Source organism: Pseudomonas sp. Leaf58, assembly GCF_003627215.1.
In the GTDB taxonomy this organism is placed as follows: Bacteria; Pseudomonadota; Gammaproteobacteria; order Pseudomonadales; family Pseudomonadaceae; genus Aquipseudomonas.
This window is the reverse complement of sequence record NZ_CP032677.1, coordinates 4,195,348-4,212,004: the sequence shown is the minus strand read 5'-3', so window position 1 is coordinate 4,212,004 and position 16,657 is coordinate 4,195,348. Positions and strand designations below refer to the sequence as shown.

Annotated in this window: 17 protein-coding genes; 4 read left to right on the top strand and 13 right to left on the bottom strand. The window is 63.0% G+C overall.

Annotated features, from left to right (window positions below):
• Window positions 1-309 precede the first annotated feature (309 nt).
• Window positions 310-933, top strand: a complete 624-nt coding sequence (locus DV532_RS19610; RefSeq protein ID WP_056802142.1) for a response regulator transcription factor — start codon at window positions 310-312, stop codon at window positions 931-933.
• A gap of 54 nt (window positions 934-987) precedes the next feature.
• On the opposite strand, the gene DV532_RS30435 is transcribed toward DV532_RS19610, so the two are convergent.
• From DV532_RS30435 to metG, 7 genes are all read right to left on the bottom strand, one after another.
• Window positions 988-1,164 carry a PA3496 family putative envelope integrity protein gene (locus DV532_RS30435; protein ID WP_056802143.1) on the bottom strand — a complete coding sequence of 59 codons (177 nt, stop codon included), beginning with the start codon at window positions 1,162-1,164 and terminating at the stop codon, window positions 988-990.
• 104 nt (window positions 1,165-1,268) lie between these two features.
• Complete coding sequence (nth, locus tag DV532_RS19605; protein WP_056802145.1) at window positions 1,269-1,907, bottom strand: endonuclease III; 639 nt, start codon at window positions 1,905-1,907, stop codon at window positions 1,269-1,271.
• Between the two features lie 4 nt (window positions 1,908-1,911).
• Window positions 1,912-2,436 carry an Rnf-Nqr domain containing protein gene (locus DV532_RS19600; protein ID WP_056802147.1) on the bottom strand — a complete coding sequence of 175 codons (525 nt, stop codon included), beginning with the start codon at window positions 2,434-2,436 and terminating at the stop codon, window positions 1,912-1,914.
• Window positions 2,429-3,031 (bottom strand): RnfABCDGE type electron transport complex subunit G, encoded by a 603-nt coding sequence (locus tag DV532_RS19595; RefSeq protein WP_056802149.1) that lies wholly within the window; start codon window positions 3,029-3,031, stop codon window positions 2,429-2,431. Before DV532_RS19595 ends, DV532_RS19600 begins: the two co-directional genes overlap by 8 nt.
• A complete protein-coding gene (locus tag DV532_RS19590) occupies window positions 3,028-4,002 on the bottom strand; it encodes an RnfABCDGE type electron transport complex subunit D (RefSeq protein ID WP_056802151.1) in 975 nt (324 codons plus the stop codon). The genes DV532_RS19595 and DV532_RS19590 overlap by 4 nt, the downstream gene beginning before the upstream one ends.
• Window positions 3,999-4,547, bottom strand: coding sequence for an Rnf-Nqr domain containing protein (locus tag DV532_RS19585; RefSeq protein ID WP_056802153.1), 549 nt, complete (start codon window positions 4,545-4,547; stop codon window positions 3,999-4,001). Before DV532_RS19585 ends, DV532_RS19590 begins: the two co-directional genes overlap by 4 nt.
• A gap of 86 nt (window positions 4,548-4,633) precedes the next feature.
• Window positions 4,634-6,673, bottom strand: coding sequence for a methionine--tRNA ligase (gene metG, locus DV532_RS19580; RefSeq protein ID WP_056802155.1), 2,040 nt, complete (start codon window positions 6,671-6,673; stop codon window positions 4,634-4,636).
• A 158-nt stretch (window positions 6,674-6,831) separates the two neighbouring features.
• Here metG and apbC point away from each other — a divergent pair, with 158 nt between their 5' ends.
• Complete coding sequence (gene apbC / locus DV532_RS19575) at window positions 6,832-7,926, top strand: iron-sulfur cluster carrier protein ApbC (protein ID WP_056802156.1); 1,095 nt, start codon at window positions 6,832-6,834, stop codon at window positions 7,924-7,926.
• A gap of 106 nt (window positions 7,927-8,032) precedes the next feature.
• Here apbC and DV532_RS19570 read toward each other — a convergent pair whose 3' ends face one another.
• Window positions 8,033-8,242: a cold-shock protein gene (locus DV532_RS19570; RefSeq protein ID WP_056802159.1), complete on the bottom strand. Its 210-nt coding sequence runs from the start codon at window positions 8,240-8,242 to the stop codon at window positions 8,033-8,035.
• A 327-nt stretch (window positions 8,243-8,569) separates the two neighbouring features.
• Between DV532_RS19570 and dcd the strand changes: the two genes are divergently transcribed.
• Complete coding sequence (gene dcd, locus DV532_RS19565) at window positions 8,570-9,136, top strand: dCTP deaminase (RefSeq protein WP_003258001.1); 567 nt, start codon at window positions 8,570-8,572, stop codon at window positions 9,134-9,136.
• Window positions 9,137-9,229: 93 nt separating this feature from the next.
• The gene (locus DV532_RS19560) at window positions 9,230-9,457 is read left to right on the top strand and encodes a hypothetical protein (RefSeq protein ID WP_056802160.1); all 228 of its coding nucleotides are present in this window, start codon (window positions 9,230-9,232) and stop codon (window positions 9,455-9,457) included.
• Window positions 9,458-9,463: 6 nt separating this feature from the next.
• Here DV532_RS19560 and pdeM read toward each other — a convergent pair whose 3' ends face one another.
• The 5 genes from pdeM to DV532_RS19535 all read right to left on the bottom strand — a co-directional run bounded on the left by pdeM (window position 9,464) and on the right by DV532_RS19535 (window position 16,553).
• Window positions 9,464-10,117, bottom strand: a complete 654-nt coding sequence (gene pdeM / locus DV532_RS19555; RefSeq protein WP_056802161.1) for a ligase-associated DNA damage response endonuclease PdeM — start codon at window positions 10,115-10,117, stop codon at window positions 9,464-9,466.
• Entirely contained in the window at window positions 10,114-12,564 is a 2,451-nt protein-coding gene (locus DV532_RS19550; protein WP_056802163.1) for a ligase-associated DNA damage response DEXH box helicase, read from the bottom strand. Before DV532_RS19550 ends, pdeM begins: the two co-directional genes overlap by 4 nt.
• A gap of 66 nt (window positions 12,565-12,630) precedes the next feature.
• A complete protein-coding gene (locus tag DV532_RS19545; RefSeq protein ID WP_056802165.1) occupies window positions 12,631-13,746 on the bottom strand; it encodes a succinylglutamate desuccinylase/aspartoacylase family protein in 1,116 nt (371 codons plus the stop codon).
• A 135-nt stretch (window positions 13,747-13,881) separates the two neighbouring features.
• The gene (locus DV532_RS19540) at window positions 13,882-15,540 is read right to left on the bottom strand and encodes an ATP-dependent DNA ligase (RefSeq protein ID WP_056802167.1); all 1,659 of its coding nucleotides are present in this window, start codon (window positions 15,538-15,540) and stop codon (window positions 13,882-13,884) included.
• On the bottom strand, window positions 15,537-16,553 hold the full coding sequence (locus DV532_RS19535; protein ID WP_056802168.1) for a ligase-associated DNA damage response exonuclease: 1,017 nt from the start codon (window positions 16,551-16,553) through the stop codon (window positions 15,537-15,539). The genes DV532_RS19540 and DV532_RS19535 overlap by 4 nt, the downstream gene beginning before the upstream one ends.
• Window positions 16,554-16,657 lie beyond the last annotated feature (104 nt).

Sequence of the window (16,657 nt, the reverse complement as noted above, 5' to 3'; positions counted from 1 at the left end):
GAGTGTTTCCCAGGCGAGGAATTATCGCGATGGTGCGTAGTTGCTCCGCTTTTTCATTGCGATTGAAATGAAATTTTCGGCAGCGGCTGAACAGTTTTCAACTGGTCCGTATTGCGAAGCAGGTGATAAGGTTTATTGCATTGATTAAGAATTTTGTTGTTACAAGTACGGCAGCTGCGTGTAGGAAATTTCTGTAAGTGTTGTAGGCTTTATCTGTCCATGTATTTCGCCGCTAAATCCTCGCGCCAACAGGTGTTCCGTCGGTTATCGTGGCGTACCAAGCAAAAATAATGAATGAATGGATGTCGCATGAATAAAGTGCTTATCGTGGATGATCATCCGGTCATACGCCTGGCCGTACGCATGCTGATGGAACGGCATGGGTATGACGTCGTGGCGGAGACCGACAACGGGGTGGCTGCACTGCAGCTCACACGGCAACACCTGCCGGATATTGTCGTGCTCGATATCGGTATCCCTAAACTGGACGGTCTGGAGGTGATTGCCCGCATGGCGACTTTCAGCCCGGGCAGCAAGGTGCTGGTGCTAACGTCGCAAGCGCCTGGTAATTTCTCGATGCGCTGCATGCAGGCCGGGGCTGCGGGGTATGTGTGCAAGCAACAGGAGCTCACCGAATTACTCAGCGCTATCAAGGCGGTGTTATCGGGCTACAGCTACTTCCCCAACCAGGCCCTGCATGCATCACGCGGCAGAGGTGGGGGGAGCGAGACGGACATGGTCAACCGCCTCTCGGCGCGCGAGATGACGGTGCTGCAACAGCTGGCGCGTGGCCGCTCGAACAAGGAGATTGCCGACAGCATGTTCCTCAGTAACAAGACGGTCAGTACCTACAAGTCTCGCCTTTTGCTCAAGCTCAATGCCCGGTCGCTGGTCGACCTTATCGAGCTGGCGCAGCGTCAAGGGCTGAACTGACCGCAGGTCGTAAAGCCTCCACCCTGGAGGCTTTGCCTAGGCTACAGGCCCTCGCTACAGGTCGTAATCAAAATCGGCCAGCTGCTTCTGCAGGCGCCGTTCTTCAAGCATGTTGTCGATGGTACGGCGTTTGCTCAGGTTGGTCTTTGCGCTTTCCACCGGGGGCTCCGCTTCATCCTCTACGGCAACAAAATCATCTTCGATCGACAGGTCGTCTTTATCGGTGCTCATGAGTCGCTCCAAGCCAAGGGGCCATTGGCCGTCCTTATAACCAGAAAGCAGACGCTGGTAAAAAAGATTTTTTCAATCGTGGCAGGCGGTTTTCAGCTATCGAGTCAATCGTCGGAGGTCTTGTGCTTGTACTCGCACAAATCTTCGATGCGACAGCTGCCGCACCTTGGCTTGCGCGCCTGGCACACATAACGCCCGTGCAGGATCAGCCAGTGGTGGGCGTCGAGCAGGTAATCCTTGGGTACGAACTTGATCAGTTTTTTCTCCACCTCCAGTACCGTCTTGCCGGGCGCAATGCCGGTACGGTTACTGACCCGGAAGATATGGGTATCCACCGCCATGGTCGGTTGACGGAACGCAGTGTTGAGCACCACGTTGGCAGTCTTGCGGCCAACGCCTGGCAGTGCCTCAAGGGCTTCGCGGGTTTGTGGCACTTGGCTGGCGTGGCGTTCGATCAGCAGCCGACAGGCTTCGATGACATTCTTGGCCTTGCTGTTGTACAGGCCAATGGTCTTGATGTATTCGCTCAGGCCTTCGACGCCTAGGGCATAGATAGCCTCGGGGGTGTTGGCAACGGGGAACAGGCGGGCGGTGGCCTTGTTGACGCCGACGTCGGTGGCCTGCGCAGACAGGGTCACGGCGACCAGCAGTTCGAACGGGGTGGTGTAGGCCAGTTCGGTCTTTGGGTCGGGGTTGTCTTCGTGCAGCCTGCGAAAAATCTCCAGGCGTTTGGCGGCATTCATGAAATCAGAGCGTTCCTTGACGACGTGGGTGGGCGGGGCCCGGATGCAGGCGATTGTACAAGGCCAATAGCAGTCCGAGCAGTAGGAGGGCGCCGGGGGCCAGGCTGGCCAGGTGCAGGCCGGCAACCTCGGCCAGCCATTGGCGGCTGGCGCCGAGCAGCAGGCAGGTGGCAAAGAAGGCGCAGACAAACCTGCTGAGCAGGCGCCAGCGCCTTGGGTTGGGCAGCAGGTGGTCAGCGGCCAGGCATTGCAAGCACAGCAGTGCAGGGTAGTGGCCGAGGGCAAGTGCCAATGGCAGTAACCACGCGCGCAGTGCCAGTTGCACGCAACAGGCCAGGGCAGCCAGCAGCAGCAGGCTGGCCACTACGTACGCCCAGCTGGCAAGGCGCTGGCGCAGGGGCGCCAGCAACAGTTGATGAAGGCTGTTCATCAGCGCCGCGCACGCACCGATGGTGACACCTTCACTCAGCGTTCGGGTGGCGCCCAGCAAGGGCACAAGGCTTGCGCCCAGTAAGTACAACCTATTCATCCGTGGCGCCCTCCAGCAGCCCGCTGCGCTGCTCGTCGAAATAGCTCAGGGCCTCCTGCAGCGCGCCGATCACTGTGCGTGAAGTCACGGTTGCGCCGGCCAGTTGGTCAAAATCGCCCTGATCCCGCTTCAGTGCCCAGTGATCGCTCAACTGGCGGTTGGCAAATTGCCCCAACCAATTCACCTGCGGGTCACCCAGGCGTGCGCCCAGCCCGGGGCTTTCCTGTTGCTCGACCACTTGGCTGCCGATCAGCCGACCGTCCTTGGCGATGGCGACGCTCAGCACGATCGGGCCTGCATAACCCTGGGCCTGGGTGACCAGGATGACGGCGGTTGGTTTACCCGCCAGTGTAGCCCGGTAGGCCGCCAGAATTCGGCTGTTTGGCCGCTGCGAGGCTGGCCTTGGCAGCGGGCTGTCCAGTGGCTGGTTGTCGTAACTGCCTTCGGGTAACACCGCCAGGCGCTGGCGGCTTTGCAATTGTTTCTCAGCATCGGCGATGGCTGTGTTGGTCCAGTGTCGCCAGGCCAGGGTAGCCGACAGTGCAAGTGCCCCGGTCAACAGCAGCAGGCCCACATCACGTGCCAGGCGCTTCATCGGGTAGCCTGCTGGTGCTGTAACACCAGGCGCTCAAGGCTCGGCACCATGAGATTCATCAACAAGACGGCGAACGCCGTGCCATCCGGGTAGCTGCCCCACGTGCGGATCAAGTAGATCAGCAGGCCCGTGCCCACGCCGAATAGTAGCCTGGCCCGCTCATGCCGAGGGCCGGACACAGGTTCGGTGGCTATGAAGAATGCCGCCATCATGGTCGAGCCGGAAAACAGGTGCAGCAAGGGCGAGCCATTGGAGTCCGAACCCGACCCGTTCCAGGCCAATAGGCTGAACATGAACAGCCCCGCCAGCAAACCAACCGGCGCATGCCAGCTGATCACCTTGCGCTGCAGCAGGAACAAGCCGCCGAGCAGAAACGCCAGGTTGACCCATTCGCTGCCGCGCCCACCGATGTTGCCGAAGCCCGGATGGTTGGCGAACAGTTCATCGAGGGTAAGGCTGCGGTTGTGGCGCAGGCCGTCGAGCAGGGTCGGCCTGGCCCAGGCATCAATCGTGTCGCCGCCGACGAACACCTGCTGCAAGCTGTCGAGCAGGCCAGGCGCCAGCGCCGGCCAATGGTTCATGTGCAGTGGGAAGCTCAGCAGGACGAAGGCATAGCCGACCATGGCGGGGTTAAACAGATTGCGCCCAACCCCGCCAAAGGCCTGTTTGCCCACGCCGATGGCAACGCTGGCCGCCACCACCGGCAACCACCAAGGTGCCAGAGCAGGCAGGCCGGCCGCCAGCAGCACGGCGGTTACCAGCGCACTACCGTCGCTTAGTGTCGGACCTAGTGGTTGCGCGCGCATGATCAACAGCAGCGCCTCGCACAGCAGCGCGGCAGCGGCGCCAAGCAACAGGTTCAACAGTAATCCCCAGCCGTGCAGCCAGAACAGCGCCAGCAGGCCGGGCACGCAGGCCAGCAGCACCAGGCTCATGCTGGTGCGTAGGCGGGGGTCAGGCTTGCTGCTCATTGGCCGAACAGTCCATAGAAACCGGAGAAAGCCATGGCCATCACCCCCGCACCCAGCAGTTCGATGGGCAGGCCGCGCAATGCCCGAGGGATGGCGGCATGGGCACTGCGTTGACGCAGGTCGGCGAACATAATGAGTACCACCCAGAAGCCGCCACCGGCCAGCAGGGCTTGCAGTAACGTGGCAAGCCAGGTGCTGTCATCGTTTGCCTGTCGCAGGGCTAGCCCCAGCACGGTGGCATTGCTCAAGAGCAGCGCTGGCAGCGCCACCGCGGGCCAGGCCGGGCGGCACTTGGTCAGTAGCCAGGGTACGTCCCAAGCGAGCAGTGCCAGCCATGGCAACAACAGAAATAGATCAAGGTCTTGAAGCTGTAAAGGGGCAAGCACCCCGCGCTTTAGCAGCTGTGCACCGATTACACCCAAGGCAATGCACAGTGCACAGGCAAGGCCGTGCACGTGCAGTTGCAGCCTGGGGATTGGCTGCTGTTGCAGGTGCAGGTGATTGACCAGCGCGGCGCTGATCAGGACCAAGAGGTAATCGTTCATGAAATGACGATAGCCGGGAATCGTAGCGATTGTCCGGCTTTGGTGAGAGGGCCTGGGGGCCGCAACGCAGCCCCCGGCACATCCAGTTACTTGATGCGCTGGCCTGGCTTGGCGCCGCTGTCCGGGCTCAGCAGGTAAATTTCTTCACCGCCAGGGCCGGCTGCCATGACCATCCCTTCGGACACGCCAAAGCGCATTTTGCGCGGTTTGAGGTTGGCCACCATCATGGTCAGGCGACCTTCCAGCTGGGACGGGTCGGGGTAGGCCGACTTGATGCCGGAAAACACGTTGCGGCGCTCGTCACCGATGTCCAGGGTCAGTTGTAGCAGCTTGTCTGCACCCGCCACGGCTTCAGCCTTGACGATCAGCGCCACGCGCAGGTCGACCGCCGCGAACGTGTCAAACTCGATTTCCGCCGACAACGGGTCCTTGGTGAGCTCGCCGTTACCAGCCGGGGCGTTGGTTTGCGCGGCCAGCAGGTCTTCCTTGCTGGCGGCGACCATGGCTTCGACCTTGGCTGGCTCGATGCGGCTCATCAGTGCCTTGAACGGGTTCAATGGGTGGTTTTCCAGGCGCGACAGGTGGTCGCTCCAGGTCAGCGGGGCCACGTTGAGGAAGGCCTCGGCGTCAGCGGCCAGCACCGGCAGCACCGGCTTGAGGAAGATAACCAGCTGGCGGAACAGGTTGATGCCCTGGGCGCAGATGGCCTGCACTTCGTCCTGCTTGCCTTCCTGTTTGGCCAGCGACCACGGCGCCTTGTCGGCGATCCAGGCGTTGGCGCGGTCGGCCAGGGCCATGATTTCGCGCATGGCGCGGCCGAAATCTCGGCCTTCATAGGCGTCGGCGATCGACGGCGCGGCAGCGAGGAAGGCCTCGGTCAGCTCCGGCGCGGCATCGCCAGCGACCATTACGCCTTCATTGCCTTTGTGGATGAAACCGGCGCAGCGGCTGGCGATGTTGACCACCTTGCCGACCAGGTCAGAGTTGACCTTCTGCACGAAGTCTTCCAGGTTCAGGTCCAGGTCATCGACGCCACGGCCCAGTTTGGCTGCGTAGTAATAACGCAGGTATTCCGGTTGCAGGTGATCCAGGTAGGTGCGGGCCTTGATGAAGGTGCCACGCGACTTGGACATCTTGGCGCCGTTGACGGTCAGGTAGCCGTGCACGTTGACTGCGGTCGGCTTGCGGAAGCCGGCGCCCTCGAGCATGGCAGGCCAGAACAGGGCGTGGAAGTTGACGATGTCCTTGCCGATGAAGTGGTACAGCTCGGCCTTGGAGCCTTCGTTCCAGAAAGCGTCGAAGTCCAACTCCGGGCGACGTGCGCAGAGGTTCTTGAAGCTGGCCATGTAGCCGATTGGCGCATCCAGCCACACGTAGAAGTACTTGCCCGGCTCGCCCGGGATTTCAAAGCCGAAATACGGCGCGTCGCGGGAGATGTCCCACTCCTGCAAACCGGAGTCCAGCCATTCGGCCAGCTTGTTGGCGACTGCGTCCTGCAGGGTGCCGCTGCGGGTCCACTGCTGCAGCATGGCCTGGAAGTCCGGCAGCTTGAAGAAGAAGTGCTGGGAATCACGCAGTACCGGGGTGGCACCGGAGATCGCCGACTTAGGGTTTTTCAGCTCGGTAGGCGCGTAGGTGGCGCCGCATTTTTCACAGTTGTCGCCGTACTGGTCTTCGGCCGCGCACTTAGGGCAGGTGCCCTTGATGAAGCGGTCGGCCAGGAACATGCCCTTTTCCGGGTCGAAGTACTGGGTGACCGAGCGGGTGGCGATGTACCCGGCTTCACGCAGGCGCGTGTAGATCAGGCCCGACAGCTCGCGGTTCTCTTCGCTGTGGGTGGAGTGGAAGTTGTCGAAGTCCACCAGGAAGTCGGCGAAGTCGCTGCTGTGCTCGGCCTGAACGTTGGCAATCAACTGTTCCGGGGTGATGCCTTCTTTCTCGGCGCGCAGCATGATGGCCGAGCCGTGGGCGTCGTCGGCGCAAACGTAGATGCACTGGTTGCCGCGCAGCTTCTGGAAGCGTACCCACATATCCGTCTGGATGTACTCCAGCATATGGCCAAGGTGGATCGATCCATTGGCATAGGGCAGGGCGCTGGTGACGAGAATCTGACGTGGCTCGGACATGGTGGCTCGGCTACTTATCTGGCTACGGGGTAAAAATGAGGGTGATCGGCCACTATAAAGGGCTGGCGAATATATTTCACCCAGCAGAAGCATCTGTTGACGATTGACGGGTTAGGATAGGCGCCTGTTTTACATTCAGTTTGCCAATGGGAGTGTCCATGAGTGCCGTCACCCGTGCCGCCATCGAAGGCGTGCTTCGCCAGTACACCGACCCCTACCTGAACCAGGACCCGGTCAGCGCCGGCTGCGTGCGCGCCATCGATATCCAGGGCGGGCAGGTCAGCGTGCAGTTGCAGCTGGGTTATGCCGCTGGGCTGTTCAAGAATGGCTGGGGCCAAGTGTTGCAGACCGCCGTCGGCAACCTCGATGGCGTCAGCAGCGCCTTGGTGTCGATCGACTGCGTGGTGGCCGCGCACAAGGCCCAGGCCCAGGTGCCAGCCATGGCCAACGTCAAGAACATCATCGCCGTGGCCTCGGGCAAGGGCGGTGTGGGCAAGTCGACCACCGCGGCCAACCTGGCCCTGGCCCTGGCCCGCGAAGGTGCCCGGGTGGGTATTCTCGATGCCGATATCTACGGCCCTAGCCAGGGCGTGATGTTCGGTATCGCCGAAGGCACCCGCCCACAGATTCGCGAGCAGAAGTGGTTCGTGCCGATCAAGGCCCATGGGGTAGAAGTCATGTCCATGGCGTTCCTTACCGATGACAACACGCCGATGGTCTGGCGTGGTCCGATGGTGTCCGGCGCGCTGCTGCAACTGGTAACCCAGACCGCCTGGGATGACCTGGATTACCTGGTGATTGACATGCCGCCAGGCACCGGTGACATCCAACTGACCCTGGCGCAGAAAGTACCGGTGGCGGGCTCGGTAATCGTTACTACCCCGCAGGACCTGGCCCTACTGGATGCCAAAAAGGGCGTCGAGATGTTCCGCAAGGTCAATATCCCGGTGCTGGGCGTGGTGGAAAACATGGCCGTGCACATCTGCTCGAACTGCGGCCATGCCGAGCACTTGTTCGGCGAAGGTGGCGGCGAGAAGCTGGCAAGCCAATATGGCGTCGACTTGCTGGCGTCGTTGCCGTTGTCGATGCTGATCCGCGAGCAGGCCGATAGTGGCAAGCCGACGGCGATCGCCGAGCCGGAAAGCCAGATTGCCATGGTCTACCAGGAGCTGGCCCGTCAGGTGGGCGCGCGCATCGTGCTGCAAGAAGCGGCGGCGCCGGCGATGCCGAGCATTACCATCAGCGAGGATTGACCTGCTTCGCCGAGTTGTCTGCTTCGCGGGCAACTCGGTCGTTCAGATAGGCATAAAAAAACCCGCCAGAAGGCGGGTTTTTTGAAAGCTAGGAAGCTAGATCGACTTAGGCGATCTGAACTTCTTCAGCCTGCATGCCTTTCTGGCCGCGGGTAGCGACGAAAGTAACAGCCTGGCCTTCTTTCAGGGTTTTGAAGCCGTCAGCTTGGATGGCTTTGAAGTGCACGAACAGGTCGTCGCCCGACTGAGGGGTGATGAAGCCGTAGCCTTTCTCATCGTTGAACCACTTAACAACGCCTTGTTGACGATTGGACATTTTTCTGTCTCCTTGGACAATTTGATAACGGTCAGGAAAAACCCTGGCCGGGACTGAGCGCAAAGAGAGCAGAAAATTCAGCGATGGGCCGATCAGGATCGTGCATCAAACTAGAGATTCTCGGTGTCACGTGCAGCACAGTGGCGACACCTTAACCCACTTTCTGCAACCTGCCAATGGTCAGAAGCCGCTTTACGCAAATTCGGATCGACGGCGGCTACAGCCCCCGCCCGGCGCGGGATGAGGCGTGGAACTTTAACCTGAGCGCTGGGACCGGTAAGATGCGCCTCACGTTTTTCACCTCGCAACTCTTCAGGACACCCCGCCATGAGCATCAAATCGGACAAGTGGATTCGCCGCATGGCGCAGGAACACGGCATGATCGAACCGTTCGTCGAGCGCCAGGTGCGCGGCGAGCAAGACAGCCGAGTTATCTCCTTCGGCGTCTCCAGTTATGGCTACGACGTGCGCTGCGCCGACGAATTCAAGGTGTTCACCAACATCAACTCGGCCACTGTCGACCCCAAGAACTTCGACGCTGGCAGCTTCGTCGACATCAAGAGCGACGTGTGCATCATCCCCCCCAACTCGTTCGCCTTGGCCCGCACCGTCGAGTACTTCCGCATTCCGCGTGACGTGCTGACCATCTGCCTGGGCAAGAGCACCTATGCCCGTTGCGGCATCATCGTTAACGTCACCCCGCTCGAGCCCGAGTGGGAAGGCCATGTGACGCTGGAGTTTTCCAACACCACGACGCTGCCGGCGAAAATCTACGCCAACGAAGGCGTGGCGCAGATGCTGTTCCTGCAGTCCGATGAAGAGTGCGAAGTGTCGTACAAGGACCGTGGCGGTAAGTACCAAGGCCAGCGTGGCGTCACCCTGCCGCGTACCTGAGCCGACGAGCGCGGGGAATTCCCCGTGCCTTTGGCACTCCAACGGGATAATGCCGGTGTGCATGATGCGCACCGGGCCCGTCAGGAGCAGCCAATGAAACTCCATCCCGCAATCAGTGCCAAGCTGGCAGGCCTGCAGCCCAATCACATCGGGTTGTTGCCCTGGTCACTGCTGGCGCACCCACTGCCCATACAGGCGGGGGGCGTGCCCCACCAGCCTGACCCCGATACGCCGCAACCGCCGCAACCGGGTGAAACGCCACCCATGGAGCCGGGCGAGCCGACCTTGCCAGACGAGCCCCCTCCCGCGCCGGTCGCCTGAGCAGCGCTACAACGGCCAGACGCGGCCTGCGCCAACCAGGTATACCCGGGTGGCGCCGGTGGGTGCGATTTCCCAGCCGCCGGTGAACTCACCGAACGCAGGCAGCAGGCTAACCTGGCTATCGATAAGGAAACAGGGCAGGCGCAGCCGCTGCCGCGCCTTGCCGCGCAGGACGAATACCGGGTGTCCATGCCCTGCCAGCACCGAGTGTGTCGGGTTGGGGTGGGGGGCGTGCTGTAGCGCGAAGGGGGGCAGAATCCACGGTTCGTCCACGACCTCGATGCCGAGCGAAGGGGGAGGATCGCCGGCGTTGCGATCATGGTTGCCCCGTATCAGTACAATTTTCAGGTTTTCATGCCGTTGTCGCCACGCTTGCAGCCTGGCCAGCGTGGCTGGCGCGCGGGCGGTGCGCGCATGCAAAAAATCGCCAAGTACGATCAGTTGCTGGCAATCATGCGTTGCCAGCAGGCTATCCAGGCGGGCCAGGGTGGCTGCGGTGGTGCCGCGGGGCACCGGTTGATGCAGGGCGCGATAGCTTGCGGCCTTGCCGAAGTGCACGTCAGCCACCAACAGGGCGCGCTGTGCCGGCCAGTAAATAGCCTTGTCGGGGAGTAGCCAGAGCTGCTGGCCACAATGCTCGATCGGCAAGTAGTGGGTCATGCCTCGCCCGCCGCTTGTTCCAACTCTGCCACCATCCGCGCAATTCGGTCTGCCAGTTTTTCGGTGCTCAACGTTTCGCGCATGCCCTCAACCAGCAAGGCAAACGCCAACGGCCCCGGCCGTTTGAGGCTGCGCAGGTCCAGCCGTAACTGGCCCATTTTCAGCAGTTGTCGATGCAGTCGCTCGATCTCCAACTCCTCACTCAACACTTCATCCCGTGCCTGGCCAAGTAGCAAATTACTGGCGTCATGCTTGCGAAACACTTCATAGAACAACCCGCTGGAGGCCTGGATCTGCCGCGTGCTTTTTTGCGCCGCCGGATAACCGCCAAATACCAACCCGGCAATCTGGGCGATTTCGCGAAAGCGGCGCAATGCCATTTCTCCCGCATTCAGGCTGGCCAGCACATCCTCCAACAGGTGCTCTGTGCCGAGTGCCTGAGGCAAGTGCGTGGCCCAGTCCACATTGCCAGGGCTGAGCAGTTCGAAGCCGTAGTCATTGACGGCGATCGACACCGTCAGCGGCTGAGCGCGGCTGACCCGCCAAGCAATCAGGTTGGCCAGGCCAAGGTTGGCCATGCGCCCGGCGAACGGATACAGAAAAAGGTGCCAACCCTGGCGCGACTTGAAGGTTTCGGCCAACAGCGTGCCGGTGGTAGGCAACGCCGACCATTGCGCCTGCAAGCCCAGCAGAGGGCGCACAGCACGCATCTCCGGGCCCTCGAAGTGCCCGTGGGCGGCAGCGTCCAGCTGTTCGACCAAGGCATCGGCCAGTTCGCTGGAAAGCGGCATGCGCCCGCCGTTCCAACGTGCCAGCGCGGCCTTGCGCGCAGTGCTGCGGCGTACATAGGCAGTCATGTTGTGCACGCGTACCAACTCCAGCACCCGGCCGGCGAACACCAGGGTGTCGCCGGGCCGTAAACGGGCGATGAATGCTTCTTCGACACTGCCCAGCGTTTTGCCGCCACCGCCTTTGCTCCAGTATTTCAGTTGCAGGTTGGCATCGCTGACGATGGTGCCGATGCCCATGCGGTGGCGCCGCGCCAGGCGTTCGCTGGCTACCCGGTACACCCCGTCGGCATGGCGCTCGACACGTTGATAGTCCGGGTAGGCGCTGAGTGAGCTGCCGCCGTGGCAGACGAAATCCAACGCCCACCGCCACTGGTTGTCGCGCAACGCGCTGAACGCCCAGGTGCTGCGCACTTCGGCGAGCAACTGCGCGGGGCGAAAGCCACAGCCCAAGGCCATGCTGACCAAGTGCTGCACCAGCACGTCCATGCACAGCCGCGGTGAGCAGCGGGCTTCGATGTGCCCAGCGGCCAGAGCCTGACGCGCCGCTGCTGCTTCCACCAGCTCAAGGCTGTGAGTTGGCACCAGGGTTACCCGCGAGCGCCGCCCGGGGGCATGGCCGGAGCGACCGGCGCGCTGCACCAGGCGGGCAATGCCTTTGGCCGAGCCGATCTGCAGCACTCGCTCCACCGGCAGGAAGTCCACCCCCAGGTCCAAGCTGGAGGTGCAGACCACCGCCTTCAGGCTGCCCTGCTTCAGGCTGCGCTCTACCCAGTCCCGCGTCTCACGGGCCAGCGAGGCATGGTGCAAGGCAAGCAGGCCGGCCCAATCGGGCCGGGCCTCAAGCAGGGCCTGGTACCAGAGTTCGGCCTGGGCGCGGGTGTTGGTGAACACCAGGCAGCTGGCACTGGCATCGATCTCCTGGCTGACTTGGTGAAGCATCTTCAGGCCCATGTGCCCAGCCCAAGGGAAGCGCTCGATCGCTGCCGGCAGCAGGGTATCGACCTGCAGCGCCTTGTGTTGCCGGCCCTGTACCAGCAGGCCGCCTTGCGGCAGCAGCACGTCCAGCGCGTGTTGCAGGTTGCCCAGGGTGGCGGAGAGGCCCCAGGTAGGCAGGCCGGGGTGCCAGTGGCGCAGATGGGCCAAGGCCAATTGCAGTTGTACGCCGCGCTTGTTGCCCAGCAGTTCGTGCCACTCGTCCACCACCACCAGGCGCAGCGTGGCGAAGTCTTCGCGGGCCTGTGCCCGGGTTAGCAGCAGGGTCAGGCTTTCCGGGGTGGTGACCAGTACGCTGGGCAGGCGCCGGGCTTGCCGGGCGCGCTCGGCGCTGCCGGTGTCGCCGCTGCGCACGCCCACGCTCCACGGTAGGCCGAGCTCATCCAGTGGCAGCTGCAAGGCGCGGGCGGTGTCGGCGGCCAGGGCCCGCATGGGGGTAACCCACACTACTTGCAACGGCGCAGGCTGGCGGGCTTGAGGTGGGGGCTTGAACGCCCGTAGCGCGGCGAGCCATAGCGCATAGGTTTTGCCGGCCCCGGTACTGGCATGCAGCAAGCCGGATTCACCGCGCTCGACAGCCGCCCAGACCCGTCGCTGGAAGGCAAAAGGCCTCCAGCCGCGTTGGGCAAACCAGGCATTGGCAAGGTCGGTGGCGGCGGGCATGGGGCTGCAGGTCCGTCGAAGGCTGTGCTTCTACAGACCCCCCCGGGTTGCATTGGTTTTACCGAATCAGTTGCCCAGCAGGTAGCCGCTGCGGCACACCTGCTCGCCGGCGACATGGGCGATGACCATGCCGGCAGTGGCCATGCGCCGCACGCTGCGCGCATACAGCAGGCCGGGCTGGCTGTTGTGCACGGCGGTCACCCGGTCGCTGAGCGGGTCGATGACTTCGGCGATCAGTTGGCCTGCTTGCAGATGCTGACCAGGTCTGGCGTGATACACCAGCAAGCCGCCCAGCGGCGTCGTGATGGGTTCCACCGCGGCCAGTGGCGTGGCGGCGCAGCGCAAGTCGGGCAGGACGGCGCGGGTGCCTTCGATGACGCCCGCGTGGGTCAGGAAGTCGAGAATCGCCTGGCAATCCTTGCTGGCGAGGTCATGGCTGACATCGGCCTGGCCGCGCAACTCGATGGTTACCGAGCAACAACCCAGTGGGATCGGGAAATGCTTGCCAAAACGTTGCTGCAACTGCCACCAGACCAGGCTGAAGCATTCATCGAACGACTGCCCGCCCGAGTCAGTCGCCAGCAGGCTGGCCTGGGCGCCGAGGTAGCGGGCCAGTGGTTCTATCTGCGGCCAGGCGTCCGGTGTGGTGTACAGGTGCTCGACTGCTTCGAAGTCGCAGTGCAGGTCGAGCACCATGTCGGCATCGCAGGCCAGGCGCTGCAGGATCAGGCGCTGGGCTTGCAGCGGTGTGCGCGCAGGGTGTGCGTCCAGCCCTCGGCGCAGGTATTCGCGGATCAGGGCAATGTTGTGCGCCGGGTCTTGGGTCAAGTGGTGCTCGACTTGATCACCGATGCTGTCCGACAGGTCGACGAAGTTGCGGTTGAAGTTCTCGCCGCTTTGCAGTTCGAAACGCCCTAGCGGCGCGTCCAGTAGTACCTGTTCGAGGCCGACCGGGTTAGCCACCGGCACCAGGATGATCTCGCGCTGCAGGCGGCCTTGCTGTTCCAGTTCACCCAGGCGGCGCTTGAGGTGCCAAGCCACCAGCATGCCAGGCAGTTCGTCGGCATGCAGTGAGGCCTGGATATAAACCTTGCCACCACCGCGGGGGCCGAAGTGGAAGCTGTGCAATTGGCGGGTGATGCCCGGAACGGGGGAGAGCAGGTCGTGGGTTGAATGGTGCATGGTGGTCCTGGCTGCGTGGCGAAAACGGTCTGCGACACGGGTCGGCACACAGATAGAAGCACAGTTTTTGGCCTTGCGCCTCCATCACTGTCGCCCTGATGACCACGAAGAAGACCCTGCGCTCTGGAAATTGTTTCAGGCCAGCAATGCCTGCAACGTCGCCAGGTCGTCCGCCTCTTCCACCGGCTTGTCCAGCCGCCAGCGCAACATGCGCGGAAAGCGCACGGCAATGCCGCTTTTGTGGCGTTTGGACAAGGCGATACCTTCAAAGCCCAACTCGAACACCAACGTCGGCGTCACGCTGCGCACCGGGCCGAAGGTTTCTACCGTGGTCTTGCGGATGATGGCGTCGACCTTGCGCATCTCCTCGTCACTGAGCCCCGAGTACGCCTTGGCAAACGGCACCAGTGCCCGCCCCGGTGTTCCGGCCGGCGCGTCCCACACGGCGAAGGTGTAGTCGCTGTATAAGCTGGCCCGTCGGCCGTGGCCGCGCTGGGCATAAATCAGCACGGCATCGACGCTGAATGGGTCGATCTTCCACTTCCACCAGGTGCCCATGTCCTTGGTGCGCCCCACGCCATACAGGGCCTCGCGTTGCTTCAACATCAGGCCCTCGACCCCCAGGCTGCGCGACTGCTCGCGTTGGCGGGCAAGGTCGGCCCAGTCCGGGCCTTGGAGCAGCGGTGAAAGCACTACCGGGGCCAGCGGGTGTTGCTCGAGCAACTGTTCCAGTTGTTGACGACGCGCGTGCTGCGGTCGGCTGCGCCAGTCCTCGCCTTGCCACTCCAGCAGGTCGTAAGCCTGCAAAACGACCGGCGCATCGCTTAGCAGCTTCTTGCCCAAGGTCTTGCGGCCCAGGCGCTGCTGCAACAGGGCAAACGGCTGTACGGCCAGTTCAGCCGCTGAGCTGCTGGGTTTCCATACCAGGATCTCGCCATCGAGGACCACACCGTCAGGTAGCGTCTGGGCCAGGCTGTGCAATTCGGGAAAGCGCTCGGTGACCAGTTCCTCGCCGCGCGACCAGACCCACAGCTGGCCCTCGCGCTTGACCACTTGGGCGCGAATACCGTCCCACTTCCATTCGATTTGCCACTCACTTGGCGGCCCGAGCAGTGCATCGAACTGTTCGCTTGGTGCTTGTAGCGGGTGGGCCAGGAAAAACGGGTAGGGCTGGCCGCCACGCTGGCTATGTTCATCGTCCGACTCTGCGGCGATCAGCTGTTGGTAGCTGGCTGCCGTGGGGCGGTGGCTGATGTCGGTGTAGCCGACCAGGCGCTGTGCCACGCGTTTGGCATCCAGCCCGGCCAGCTGCGCGAGCGCGCGGGTGACCAGCAGCTTCGATACGCCCACGCGAAAGCTGCCGGTGATGAGTTTCAGGCAAAGCATCAGGCTGGGGCGGTCCAGCTGTGCCCACAGCGGTGGCAGGCGTTGCTGGACCTCCTCGGCGGGCAGGCCCCGCAGTGGCAATAGATGGGCTTCGACCCAGTGGGCCAGGCCATCGTCGCCAGGGTGGTGACTTACTGGCACCAGCAGGGAAATAGTTTCGGCCAAGTCGCCAACGGCTTGGTAGCTTTCCTCGAACAGCCAGTCCGGCAGCCCCGCCAACGCGCCGGCCAGCTCCCGCAGCACGCGGGTAGGCACCAATTGGCGCGGGCGGCCACCGGCCAGGAAGTACACCGCCCAGGCGGCATCGGCAGCCGGGGCGGTAGTGAAGTAGGCGCGCAGGGCCTGCAGCTTGGCGGTGCTGGAAGTGGTCGCATCCAGCTGCAGGTACAGCTCGGCGAACGCTTTCATGCCAGTGACTCCGTGCTGACAGCGTCATCTTCCTCGCCGTATTCCGTCACGAAGGCGCGGGCATCAAGGCCTTGCTCGTTAAGGTAGCGCACCAGCACATTGACCGAGCCGTGGGTGACCATCACCCGTTGCGCGTCGGTTTGGCCGATGGCCCAGAGCAGGCCGGGCCAGTCGGCGTGGTCGGAAAGCACGAAGCCCCGGTCCACGCCACGCCGCCGGCGGGTGCCGCGCAGCAACATCCAGCCACTGGCGAAGGCATCGCTGTAGTCACCGAAACGGCGCATCCAGCTACTGCCGCTGGCTGACGGCGGCGCCAGCACCAGTGCCTGACGCAGCAGCGGGTCGTTGCGGGGGATGTCACCGGCATAGCGGGTTTCCGGCAGCTGGATACCGCCGTCGCGGTAAACCCGGTTGAGTGGCTCCACGGCGCCGTGCACAAGGATCGGGCCGATGCTGGCGTCCACGCCGTGCAGAATCCGCTGGGCCTTGCCAAAGGCGTAGCAGAACAGCACGCTGGCCTTGCCCTGTTCGCAGTTGGCCCGCCACCAGGCATTGATGGCAGCGAAGGTCTCACCCTGGCTAGGCCAGCGGTAAATCGGCAGGCCGAAGGTCGATTCGGTGATGAACGTGTGGCATGGCACCGGTTCGAACGGCGTGCAGGTGCCGTCGGGCTCTACTTTGTAGTCACCGGAGGCGACCCAGACTTCGCCCCGGTACTCCAGGCGCACTTGCGCCGAGCCCAGTACATGCCCGGCCGGGTGCAGGCTCAAGGTTACGCCATGGTGCAGCAGGCGTTCGCCATAGGGCAGGGTTTGCAGGTCGATGTCCTGGCCCAGGCGGCTGCGCAGGATGCCGGCGCCGGGGCTGGCGGTCAGATAATGGCCATTGCCGATGCGGGCGTGGTCGCCGTGGCCATGGGTAATCACAGCCCGGTCCACGGGCCGCCACGGGTCGATATAGAAATCACCGGGCGGGCAGTAAAGGCCTTCGGGGCGGGCGATGACGAGGTCCATGGCAGGGTGCTGGTTTGGAGTTACCAGTTAGGAGCCATGGCAAGGGAGCTAAGTTCGACCGGACATGATTGGCGGCTGCCATGCGGTTTTTGAAGGCGCGGGCT

What these genes read in the sequence shown, in the direction of transcription:
- apbC (WP_056802156.1), top strand. Translation starts at nt 6,832, where the DNA reads ATGAGTGCCGTCACCCGTGCCGCCATCGAAGGCGTGCTTCGCCAGTAC.
- dcd (WP_003258001.1), top strand. Translation starts at nt 8,570, where the DNA reads ATGAGCATCAAATCGGACAAGTGGATTCGCCGCATGGCGCAGGAACAC.
- DV532_RS19610 (WP_056802142.1), top strand. Translation starts at nt 310, where the DNA reads ATGAATAAAGTGCTTATCGTGGATGATCATCCGGTCATACGCCTGGCC.
- DV532_RS19535 (WP_056802168.1), bottom strand. Translation starts at nt 16,553, where the DNA reads ATGGACCTCGTCATCGCCCGCCCCGAAGGCCTTTACTGCCCGCCCGGT.
- nth (WP_056802145.1), bottom strand. Translation starts at nt 1,907, where the DNA reads ATGAATGCCGCCAAACGCCTGGAGATTTTTCGCAGGCTGCACGAAGAC.
- DV532_RS30435 (WP_056802143.1), bottom strand. Translation starts at nt 1,164, where the DNA reads ATGAGCACCGATAAAGACGACCTGTCGATCGAAGATGATTTTGTTGCC.
- DV532_RS19600 (WP_056802147.1), bottom strand. Translation starts at nt 2,436, where the DNA reads ATGAATAGGTTGTACTTACTGGGCGCAAGCCTTGTGCCCTTGCTGGGC.
- DV532_RS19585 (WP_056802153.1), bottom strand. Translation starts at nt 4,547, where the DNA reads ATGAACGATTACCTCTTGGTCCTGATCAGCGCCGCGCTGGTCAATCAC.
- metG (WP_056802155.1), bottom strand. Translation starts at nt 6,673, where the DNA reads ATGTCCGAGCCACGTCAGATTCTCGTCACCAGCGCCCTGCCCTATGCC.
- DV532_RS19545 (WP_056802165.1), bottom strand. Translation starts at nt 13,746, where the DNA reads ATGCACCATTCAACCCACGACCTGCTCTCCCCCGTTCCGGGCATCACC.
- DV532_RS19595 (WP_056802149.1), bottom strand. Translation starts at nt 3,031, where the DNA reads ATGAAGCGCCTGGCACGTGATGTGGGCCTGCTGCTGTTGACCGGGGCA.
- DV532_RS19590 (WP_056802151.1), bottom strand. Translation starts at nt 4,002, where the DNA reads ATGAGCAGCAAGCCTGACCCCCGCCTACGCACCAGCATGAGCCTGGTG.
- DV532_RS19560 (WP_056802160.1), top strand. Translation starts at nt 9,230, where the DNA reads ATGAAACTCCATCCCGCAATCAGTGCCAAGCTGGCAGGCCTGCAGCCC.
- pdeM (WP_056802161.1), bottom strand. Translation starts at nt 10,117, where the DNA reads ATGACCCACTACTTGCCGATCGAGCATTGTGGCCAGCAGCTCTGGCTA.
- DV532_RS19550 (WP_056802163.1), bottom strand. Translation starts at nt 12,564, where the DNA reads ATGCCCGCCGCCACCGACCTTGCCAATGCCTGGTTTGCCCAACGCGGC.
- DV532_RS19540 (WP_056802167.1), bottom strand. Translation starts at nt 15,540, where the DNA reads ATGAAAGCGTTCGCCGAGCTGTACCTGCAGCTGGATGCGACCACTTCC.
- DV532_RS19570 (WP_056802159.1), bottom strand. Translation starts at nt 8,242, where the DNA reads ATGTCCAATCGTCAACAAGGCGTTGTTAAGTGGTTCAACGATGAGAAA.